The 10,346-nt window shown below is 39.0% G+C and carries 9 protein-coding genes; 3 read left to right on the top strand and 6 right to left on the bottom strand.

Going from position 1 to position 10,346, the window contains the following annotated elements:
- From Q8907_00990 to Q8907_00965, 6 genes are all read right to left on the bottom strand, one after another.
- Positions 1–222: hypothetical protein (locus Q8907_00990; protein MDP4272833.1), on the bottom strand; the 222-nt coding region annotated here is incomplete at its 3' end.
- A gap of 129 nt (positions 223–351) precedes the next feature.
- A complete protein-coding gene (mtgA, locus tag Q8907_00985) occupies positions 352–1,077 on the bottom strand; it encodes a monofunctional biosynthetic peptidoglycan transglycosylase (GenBank protein ID MDP4272832.1) in 726 nt (241 codons plus the stop codon).
- Positions 1,078–1,213: 136 nt separating this feature from the next.
- A complete protein-coding gene (locus tag Q8907_00980) occupies positions 1,214–2,470 on the bottom strand; it encodes a serpin family protein (GenBank protein MDP4272831.1) in 1,257 nt (418 codons plus the stop codon).
- A 44-nt stretch (positions 2,471–2,514) separates the two neighbouring features.
- Complete coding sequence (locus Q8907_00975; GenBank protein MDP4272830.1) at positions 2,515–3,879, bottom strand: dihydroorotase; 1,365 nt, start codon at positions 3,877–3,879, stop codon at positions 2,515–2,517.
- A 2-nt stretch (positions 3,880–3,881) separates the two neighbouring features.
- Complete coding sequence (locus tag Q8907_00970; protein MDP4272829.1) at positions 3,882–4,622, bottom strand: polyprenol monophosphomannose synthase; 741 nt, start codon at positions 4,620–4,622, stop codon at positions 3,882–3,884.
- A 238-nt stretch (positions 4,623–4,860) separates the two neighbouring features.
- Positions 4,861–7,011 (bottom strand): elongation factor G, encoded by a 2,151-nt coding sequence (locus Q8907_00965; GenBank protein MDP4272828.1) that lies wholly within the window; start codon positions 7,009–7,011, stop codon positions 4,861–4,863.
- A gap of 289 nt (positions 7,012–7,300) precedes the next feature.
- On the opposite strand from Q8907_00965, the gene rpsL reads away from it, so the two are divergent.
- The 3 genes from rpsL to fusA are packed head-to-tail and all read left to right on the top strand — an operon-like array spanning position 7,301 to position 10,343.
- Positions 7,301–7,681 (top strand): 30S ribosomal protein S12, encoded by a 381-nt coding sequence (gene rpsL, locus Q8907_00960; GenBank protein ID MDP4272827.1) that lies wholly within the window; start codon positions 7,301–7,303, stop codon positions 7,679–7,681.
- A 22-nt stretch (positions 7,682–7,703) separates the two neighbouring features.
- Positions 7,704–8,180 (top strand): 30S ribosomal protein S7, encoded by a 477-nt coding sequence (gene rpsG / locus Q8907_00955; GenBank protein ID MDP4272826.1) that lies wholly within the window; start codon positions 7,704–7,706, stop codon positions 8,178–8,180.
- Between the two features lie 54 nt (positions 8,181–8,234).
- On the top strand, positions 8,235–10,343 hold the full coding sequence (gene fusA / locus Q8907_00950) for an elongation factor G (GenBank protein ID MDP4272825.1): 2,109 nt from the start codon (positions 8,235–8,237) through the stop codon (positions 10,341–10,343).
- The last annotated feature ends 3 nt before the right edge of the window (positions 10,344–10,346 follow it).

Here is a 10,346-nt window from a genome sequence, read left to right as displayed (position 1 = left end):
TTGCCACGAAAAATCCATGCGGATAAATTTAAATCCTGCAGCAGCTATCATGTCTAAATCTTTTTCATTGCCTTTTATAAAGTGAATGTTCACGCCGGCACAAATCTGATCAGAAGGCCCAAATGTTTTTGATAGCCCTTTGTTTTGCCCAAATGACACGAAGGTTGTGGAGAATAGAAAACAGCTAATAAATAATGATATTTTAAAAAAGTCCTTTTTCATTATATTAGGTTTTATGGTTGGTTTTAATTTTTGATTCCGATTGGAAAATTTTAAATAATTTGATGTGCTTTGCTTATTACAAATTACTTATTTTCTTTGAAGGGGCACATCAAAGGAATAGGTATGAGCCTATTCCTCGTCTTCTTCAAGTTTGAACATTGGCTTGTCGTAAGTAATTGGGCCAAAAAGAGTCATCTGGTGCATTACCCAGTGTTGCCGGCGCCTGATGTAAGCATTAGGATACATGGCAGAATACTTAATAGGATTGGGAAGTACGACGGCTAACAGCGATGCCTGGCTACGGGTTAAATTCTTGGCGCTCTTGGTAAAATAATACTGCGATGCCGCCTCTACTCCGTAAATGCCATCTCCCAGCTCTATAATGTTCAGGTAAACTTCCATGATTCTCTCTTTGGGCCAGAAAAGTTCAATCAAGGCTGTAAAATAAACTTCCAATCCTTTGCGCACCCAAGTTCTGTCGGGAAAAAGAAAAAGGTTTTTTGCGGTTTGCTGGCTGATGGTGCTTGCGCCTTTTTTATGACGGCTTCTTTTATTGTGTTTTATTGCTTTGTTAATTGCATGAAAGTCAAAACCATGATGGCTGGTAAAGTTCTGATCCTCAGAGCATATTACGGCCAGTTGCATATTCTTTGATATCTTTTTTATCGGAGTCCATTCTTTTTTTAGACGGAAGGATTTGCCATGAGCAATCCTTTCTACATTTCTGATCACCATAAGCGGCGTGAAGGGCACCGGCACAAAACGGAATATGATTACAGATAATATGCTGATTATAAAGAAGTAAAGTACTATTCTTGATAGGATTTTTTTAACCTTCCCGAAAAAATTTTTCATTCTTATTTGCTTTCCTTTTTCAATGCAAATGTAAAAGAAAATTAACAGGTTGTTCTGATTGAGTGCCGTTTAATCTGATATTTGAATTGATTAACCACACAAACCGGTTGAATCTATTTTACAGGCAGCAAACCTGTTAAAGGTTGGTTTCCGGTTTTGCCAACCTTCCCATAAAAAGAATGGAACCTGTAGAATTTTCCCTGATGATAAAAAAGAAAGGATGATCGGCTTTAAAAATTATTTTATTGCTGATATAAGTACTTTTTAAAGCCATGATGACACCTGTCGCTGCTGCTGCTTCCGTGCCTTTCTCATTTACTTCTACAAAAGCTTTATGGATTACCTTTGAAATTTTTAAATCGTAATGCCCGGTCATCCCCGAAAAATCGGCTTTATTGCTAAATGCCAAGGGCATTCCCATCCCGGACAAGTTTTGTCCGAGATCAAATTGCCCGCTAAGCTTGAATTTTGGTATAGAAAACTGTACCTCTTTTTGAGTTGATTTGGAAAAATAAATTTTAAAATTATTGTTAGTGAGGTCTTTAATGACTTGCTCAAGACCGGTTGGGGCTTTGGGAAGGATAATAACCATTGAATATTTCCTGGAGGCATAGGGAAGTTCAGCCATCTGTAAATTTCCGTTTTCAAAATATTTTGCAGAAAATGTTTTGTGCATAAAGGGAGCTAGTACAAAAGATTTGTCTGCAAGATGAAATGTGTCCTGCCTGGTGCGTTTTTCATCAAATTTTTCTGCCCATGAACCGTAAAAGTAGACCGCATTGGTAATGACCATGCGCGTCATCGCATCAATGGCTCCGGCTTGTAGCAGGTCTTTGATTTTACCCTTAGTTTGTTTCTCTACCCACTGATTGATGGTTTTTCTGGATTTCTCCCTTTCTGTATTTGTAGTAAAATCAGCATTTTGAACTGATGCAGAATAATAATCCCTGCATAATTTAATATAACTGTTTAAAAAAAAGTATTTTTTCTGCGCCCATAGAGCGTTGGAAATATTAAGCTGCAAATCCTTATTGTTTTTGGCTGGTTTTATACTATCCAACAAAACGTGAAAGGCTTGGGGTACATTTTTTTGAAGCTGGTCAAAATGAAGGGTTTTGGCCATTTCGCTTTTCGTTTTTCCTGCAGCACCATTATAAGTTATTGCCAGTGCCGTTGATATGCTGAATGGAGAAAAAAACAAATTCCCCTCTTGCACAGCCAGTTGTTTATATAAATCGAAAGCAAACTGATTGTTGCTTTCTGCCAAACTAAAAGTATTTTTAACCAATTTGGGCTGCGTTTTCTTTCCCTGGGCTTCAGCAGGAATAACCGTGTTGTTCAGGCTGATCAACAACATGACTATTATAACCGGATTAAAAAATCGATTTTTCATGAATTCAATTTTTAATGATTTAGCAAATTCCGTGCAGAAATTATTTAATGTTTGGAACGGTTAAATAATAATCTCATTCCTTTGGAGGTCTCATTCAAAGTCCCATTTTCAAAAATAAGATTCCCATTAACAAAAGTATGAGTTACCTGCGCATGAAAGGTTGTACCTTCAAATGGCGACCATTTGCATTTATACAAAATATTTTCAGGAGCTACTGTCCACTTTTTATTGGGGTCAATCAGTACAAGGTCGGCATAGAATCCAGGTTTAATGTATCCTCTTTTATTGATGTTGAAAATATCGGCAGGGGCATGGCACATTTTATCGACTATAGTCTCGATGGGAATTTTTCCCTGATAAAAAAGTTCGAGCATCACTGCCAGAGAATGTTGAACCAATGGCCCGCCTGAAGGGGCTTTGAAATAGGTGTTTTGTTTTTCATCTAAAGTGTGCGGGGCATGATCTGTAGCGATGACATCTATTTTGCCGGACAATAATCCCTTAAGCAGGGCTTCCCGGTCAGCAGCAGTTTTTATTGCAGGGTTCCATTTTATTCTTGTCCCAAATTCTGCATAATCATCATTGGTAAACCATAGGTAATGAACACAAGTCTCGGCAGTGATGAGTTTTTTCCTGCGGTCTGTTGTGTCATCGAGCAGCTGCAACTCTTTACCCGTTGAAAGATGCAGGAGATGGAGCTTGGTCCCATATTTTTTTGCCAGTTCAACAGCCAGTGAGGATGATTTGAAACAGGCTTCCTCGCTTCTTATTTCAGAATGGCAGGCAATGGGAACATCTTCCCCATATTTAGCCCTGAAATCCTTAAGATTTTTCTGAATGGTTTCTTCATCCTCACAGTGTACAGCGATGGGAAGTTTAACTTCAGAAAAGATTTTCTGCAGGGCTTCAGGTTTATCAACCAGCATATTCCCGGTTGAAGATCCCATAAAAACTTTTATCCCGCATACATTTGAAGGGTCCGTTTTTAAAAGTTCCTCCAGGTTATCATTGGTTGCTCCCAGGTAAAATGAATAATTGATGAGCGATTTTCCGGCAGCCAGTGCATATTTTTCTTCCAGCAATGAAAGGGTAGTGGTGGGTGGCTTTACATTGGGCATATCCATGAAAGAAGTGACCCCGCCTGCGACTGCTGCTCTTGTTTCACTATAAATATCTCCTTTATGAGTCAATCCGGGTTCCCTGAAATGTACCTGGTCGTCAATTACCCCGGGAATCAAATATTTGCCTTTGGCATCAATAATTTTGGATGTTACCAGCAGATCAACAGGAATAACCACTCCTTCGGGGAAAATTTGCTTTATTTTTTGCCCGTCAAGCAGGACACTCCCTATTAAAATATGTCCTTCATTTACGATATTCGCCTTATGTATTAATATGTACCGGCTCATATTTACTTTTCAATGCGGGGATATTTTTTGAAGTAACTTCTAAATTTGAGACGAATAACACCCCAAAGCGCTTCATTAAAAATGCCACCACTCATTTTGGAGGTTCCTACTTTGCGGTCGGTAAAAATGATAGGCACTTCCACAATTTTATATTTCATTTTCCAGGCCGTGAATTTCATTTCGATCTGGAACGCATAGCCTTTAAATTTTATCTTAGTCAGGTCAATTGATTCCAAAACCTTTCTGTTGTAACATACAAAACCGGCCGTAGTATCTGCAATGTCCATTCCTGTGACGAATCTCACGTAAAGGGAAGCGCAATAGGACATCAACACCCTTCCCATAGGCCAGTTTACTACATTTACTCCAGATTTGTACCTTGAACCAATTGCTACATCTGCATTTTCTGTAATGCAGGCTTCATACAACCGCACCAGGTCATCGGGATTATGAGAGAAATCGGCATCCATTTCCGAAATATATTCATATTTATGTTCGATGGCCCAGTTAAACCCCTTTATATATGCTGTTCCTAATCCCATCTTACCCGGACGTTCCAGGATAAAAAGGGAGTCACTGAATTCTTTCTGTAAATCCTTTACAATTTGTGCTGTTCCGTCAGGCGAATTGTCATCGATAATTAAAATATCAAATGGAATAGAGAGACTAAAAACTTTCTTAATGATCCGTTCAATATTGTCTTTTTCGTTGTATGTTGGAATAATTACTAATCTGTCAGTCACTTTATTTTGGGTTAAATTTATGGCAGCTAAGATAATATATATTAAAGTGAAATATGCCTTTATGATTGGTTATTTTTAATAACTTAAAGAAGTAAGATACATATTTTATATGTTATAATTTGTTTATGTTTTCTAATTAACTTACTCGATGGCCTGGTCAGTTAGTGATTTTATGTTCTTAAAGTTATAAAACCAAACAGCCTGCTCACTTAGCAAGCTGTTTGGTTTATGATTGGAATTATTCTTCTTTTTCGGTTTCTTCGTATGCTTTCAACAATTGGCTTTGAATATCGGCAGGAACCTGGGCATATTCCAGAAATTTCATTGAATACATTGCCCTGCCTTGGGTAAGTGAACTCAAAGCTGTGGAATATTTGTTCATTTCAGCCAAAGGCACTCTTGCCGTGATTTTTTCCAGGCCTTTTTCCCTGTCCATACCAAGAACCAAGGCACGCCTGCTTTGCAGATCGCTCATCACATCACCCATCCGGTCGGATGGAACAAATACTTCAAGGTGATAGATGGGTTCCATGATTTTGGGCCCTGCATTTTTAAATGCTTCTTTAAAGGCATTACGTCCGGCAAGTTTAAATGATATTTCGTTCGAATCTACAGGGTGCATCTTGCCGTCATAAACCAATACCCGGATGTCGCGGGCATAAGATCCGGTCAGAGGTCCCTGTTCCATCTTTTCCATTATGCCTTTCAGAATGGCCGGCATAAAACGTGCATCAATTGCACCACCAACAATGCAGTTGTAAAACAAAAGCTTTCCTCCCCAGCTGAGGTCGTATGACTCCTTAGAACGTATGGAAACCTTAAGTTCTTTACCATTTAATTTATAACTGGTTGTATCGGGCATTCCTTCATAATAGGGTTCAATAATCATGGATACTTCTCCGAATTGTCCGGCACCGCCTGACTGTTTTTTATGCCGGTAGGATGACTGGGCAACTTTGGTAATTGTTTCCCGGTAAGGTATACGGGGAGGAAGAAATTCCGTGGCTATTTTATATATATTGTCCAGGTGCCACTTTAGTATGTTAAGGTGATATTCTCCCTGGCCATGGATGATTATCTGTTTGAGTTCCTTAGAATATTCAACGATGATGGTGGGATCTTCTTCATGGTAACGTGCAAGGGCATCTCCCAATTTTTCCTCTTCATCTTCCTTTAATGCTTTGATGGCAGTCCTATATTTGGGTGTAGGATAAACAATAGGTTCAAATTGATAGTTTTCAATTCCTAAGGTATGATTGGCCTTAGTACTTTTCAGTTTAACGGTAGCTCCAATATCACCGGCAACCAGTTTATCCACCTTAATCCTGTTTTTACCGGCAGAAACAAATATTTGCGAGATTCTCTCTTTAATGCCATTGTTGTTATTATTTAGATCAAGGCCTTCAATCAGTTCGCCTGACATGACTTTGAAGTAATTGATTATTCCGATATGGGGTTCCAATGCTGTTTTAAAAAAGAAAAGGGAAACAGGAGCTTTACTGTCGCATTTGATTTCTTTGCCTTCTGTGGTAATTGCCGGTGCTGCCATGGAGGGATCTGGGGCAACATTCCTTATAAATTCCATTAAACGGGCAACTCCTATATCTTTTTTTGCAGAAACACAAAATACGGGATAAATGCTGCAAGTCCCAAAACCAATGGTAACTCCTTTACGGACATCATCCGGTTCGAGCGTACCTTTGTCGAAAAATTGTTCCATTAATTTTTCATCATTCTCAGCGGCTTTTTCAACCAATTCCTGATGAAGTTTTAGGGCTTTTTCTTTTTCCTCTTCAGGGATTTCCAGAATTTCGGCTGCACCTCCGGTTTGGGGATATTTATATAGTTTCATCATCAATACATCGACGATGGCATTAAATCCTGTTCCCGGATTAACGGGGTACTGGATACAGATTAAATTAGACCCGAAACGTTCGCGCAATTCTTCGATTGTTTTTTCGTAATTGGCTTTTTCGTGGTCTAGTTGATTGATCACAAACATGGCAGGTTTATGCTTGTCTTCAAGGTACCTGCCGGTAATTTCGGTGCCTACTTCAAAACCGTTTTGAGCATTAAGGACAACCAGGCCCAGGTCGGTCACTTTAAGTGCTGCAAATACCCCGCCGTTGAAGTCATCCAGGCCCGGTGTGTCAATAAAGTTTATTTTTTTATCCATGAATTCGGTATAAAGCACAGAATCAAAAACGGAAATCTGATTTTCGTGCTCTACATCGGTAAAGTCAGAGACAGTGTTTTTGTTTTCCACTTCGCCCCGTCTTTCAATTACTCCACCCTCATAGAGCATGGCCTCCGTGAGGGTGGTTTTTCCCGATCCCGAATTGCCCAGGATAGAGATGTTTTTAATTTGTTCTGTTAGGTAAGTTTTCATTTTGTTAAGGGTTTAGATTTAGTAAAAATAGTACTTAAACAAAACGCTAAAATTGAAAAGTAAACAAAACAAAAATAATAATTTATAAACGGGATGCAAGTTTTTAAGAAATTAAATCTTTCTTCCTTTTTAATAGGTGATTTATGCCTAAAAAGGCATAACTTTGTAAGCTTATTGGTGAAGGTCAAAAAAAATACAATTTATTTTTAGTTCACTATTGTAATTAAAAAAAAAAGAATACCTTTGCACACCATTTTAATAAAAATCTTGTATTTAAACAAATATCTATATGCCTACAATACAGCAATTAGTTAGAAAAGGAAGGACAGAAATTGCATATAAAAGCAAGGCTCCTGCATTAGATTCTTGCCCCCAGAGGCGTGGGGTGTGTGTACGTGTATATACCACTACACCTAAAAAACCTAATTCGGCTATGCGAAAAGTGGCCAGGGTAAGGCTTACCAACGGCAAGGAAGTTAATGCATATATACCTGGAGAAGGTCATAATTTACAGGAACACTCTATCGTATTGATCAGGGGGGGAAGAGTAAAAGATTTACCTGGTGTTAGATATCACTTGGTACGGGGTGCCTTGGATACTTCTGGGGTAGAAGGCCGTACTCAGAGACGTTCAAAATATGGTGCAAAAATGCCTAAAGCAAAAAAATAATTAATCTTTTGAAGATATAAAAATGAGAAAGGCAAAACCTAAAAAGAGAATTATTTTACCAGATGCCAAATATAATGATGCCCTGGTAACGAAATTCGTAAATAATTTGATGTACAGTGGTAAGAAAAGTACCGCTCTGGGTATTTTTTATGATGCTATGGATGCTGTAGCAGAAAAAACAAAAGACACTGACAAGACCCCCATAGAAGTTTGGAAAAAAGCTATGGAAAATATTACTCCTTCTGTTGAGGTTAAGAGCCGCAGGGTTGGAGGTGCAACCTTTCAGGTTCCTACCGAAGTAAGGCCTGATCGTAAAGTTTCTATTGGTATCAAAAATCTTATTCTTTTTGCCCGTCAGCGCAATGGTAAATCCATGAGCGAAAACCTGGCTGCTGAAATTATTGCTGCTTTCCACGAAGAAGGTGCTGCTTTCAAAAAGAAAGAAGATATTCACCGTATGGCAGAAGCCAACAAGGCATTTGCACGTTTTAGATTTTAATTTAAATTTTTTTTAGATAGTATTATTTATTCATCAGTTGTATAAGGGTTAGTGATGACGACGGATTTACATTTTACAAGGAATATAGGAATTATGGCTCATATCGATGCCGGTAAGACCACCACCTCAGAACGTATTTTGTTCTACACGGGTATTACCCATCGAATTGGAGAAGTTCATGATGGTACTGCAACCATGGACTGGATGGTTCAGGAGCAGGAAAGAGGTATTACCATTACTTCTGCTGCTACTACTACTTTTTGGAAATACAGGGACAATGATTATAAGATTAATATCATTGATACCCCTGGACATGTGGACTTTACAGTTGAGGTGGAACGTTCTTTACGTATCCTCGATGGTGCTGTTGCTTTGTTCTGTGCTGTGGGTGGTGTTGAACCCCAGAGCGAAACTGTATGGCGTCAGGCCGATAAATACGGTGTTCCCCGTTTGGCTTTTGTCAATAAGATGGACCGCTCCGGTGCCGATTTCTTTAATGTTGTAAATGAAATTAAAACCAAGTTGGGTGCTAATCCTGTTGTTGTTCAAATCCCAATTGGTGTTGAAGATACTTTCAAAGGTGTTGTCGATTTAATCGAAAATAAAGCCATTGTTTGGGAAGACGATGCTGCCCTGGGTTCTAAATTTACCCTTGAGGAAATTCCTGAAGATCTGAAGGAAGAAGCCGCATTGTGGAGGGGTAAGTTGATCGAAGCTGTAGCTGAAGCTGATGAATCTTTGCTGGAACGCTACTGCGAAAATCCCGATTCTATCACAAAAGATGAAATATTAAAAGTTGTCCGCAAATGCACAATTGATATGACTATTGTGCCTGTACTTTGTGGCTCGGCTTTCAAAAATAAAGGTGTTCAAAGATTGCTGGATGCTATCATTGAATTCCTTCCAAGTCCGCTTGATATTGGTGCTGTTAAAGGAACTGATCCTGATACCAATGAAGAGGTTGAACGTAAACCTGATGCTGCTGCACCTTTTACTGCTCTGGCCTTTAAAATTGCAACCGATCCTTTCGTAGGAAGGTTGGTATTTATGAGGGTTTATTCGGGACGCATCGATAGCGGTTCTTATGTTTTCAATGTAAGAACAGGCAAAAAAGAAAGAATCTCCCGTTTGTATCAGATGCATGCAAATAAACAGAACCCCAAAGATTTTATTGAGGCTGGTGATATTTGTGCAGGCGTTGGTTTCAAAGATATTCGTACAGGAGATACCCTCTGTGATGTAGATAAGCATATCATGCTTGAATCTATGACATTCCCTGAACCGGTTATCGGTATAGCTATTGAACCTAAGACTCAGGCTGATATTGATAAACTTGACGTTGCTCTTGAAAAACTGGCAGAAGAAGATCCTACCTTTAAGGTAAATGTTGACGAAGATTCCGGTCAGACAGTTATCAGAGGTATGGGCGAGTTGCATTTGGATATTTTAATGGACCGTCTCAAGAGAGAGTTTAAAGTGGAATGTAATCAGGGTGCTCCTCAGGTTGCCTACAAGGAAGCAATTACTGCAAGTGTTAACCACAGGGAATTGTTTAAGAAACAGTCCGGTGGTCGTGGTAAGTTCGCTGATATCATCGTTACCGTTTCTCCTGCTGATGATAATGTAAAAGGCCTTCAGTTTATTGATTCTATCAAAGGCGGACATGTTCCAAAGGAATATATTCCTGCTGTTCAGAAAGGATTTCAGGAAGCCATGCAGAACGGTGTTTTAGCAGGATACGCAGTTGATAATTTAAAGGTTGAATTAACCGATGGTTCTTTCCATCCAGTGGATTCAGATTCAATTTCTTTCGAAATTGCTGCTAAGCAGGCCTTTAAAAATGCATGTGCAAAAGCAAAGCCGGTGTTGCTCGAACCTATCATGGCTGTTGAAGTTGTAACCCCTGAAGAATATATGGGTGATGTGATTGGCGATTTTAACAAACGCCGCGGCCAGGTTGAAGGTATGGAATCAAGAGTTTCGGCCAGAGTAATTAAAGCTAAAGTTCCATTGTCCGAAATGTTCGGATATGTGACTGTATTACGTACCCTGACTTCAGGACGTGCTACTTCTACCATGGAATTTTCACATTACGAAATTGTTCCTGCAGCTATTGCAAAGGATATACTGGATAAAGTTAAAGGGAAAACCGAATTAGTATAAATT

This window comes from Bacteroidota bacterium, from assembly GCA_030706565.1.
In the GTDB taxonomy this organism is placed as follows: domain Bacteria; phylum Bacteroidota; class Bacteroidia; order Bacteroidales; family JAUZOH01; genus JAUZOH01.
Note: the sequence above shows the minus strand (reverse complement) of the source record. Positions and strands in the feature narration are given on the sequence as shown.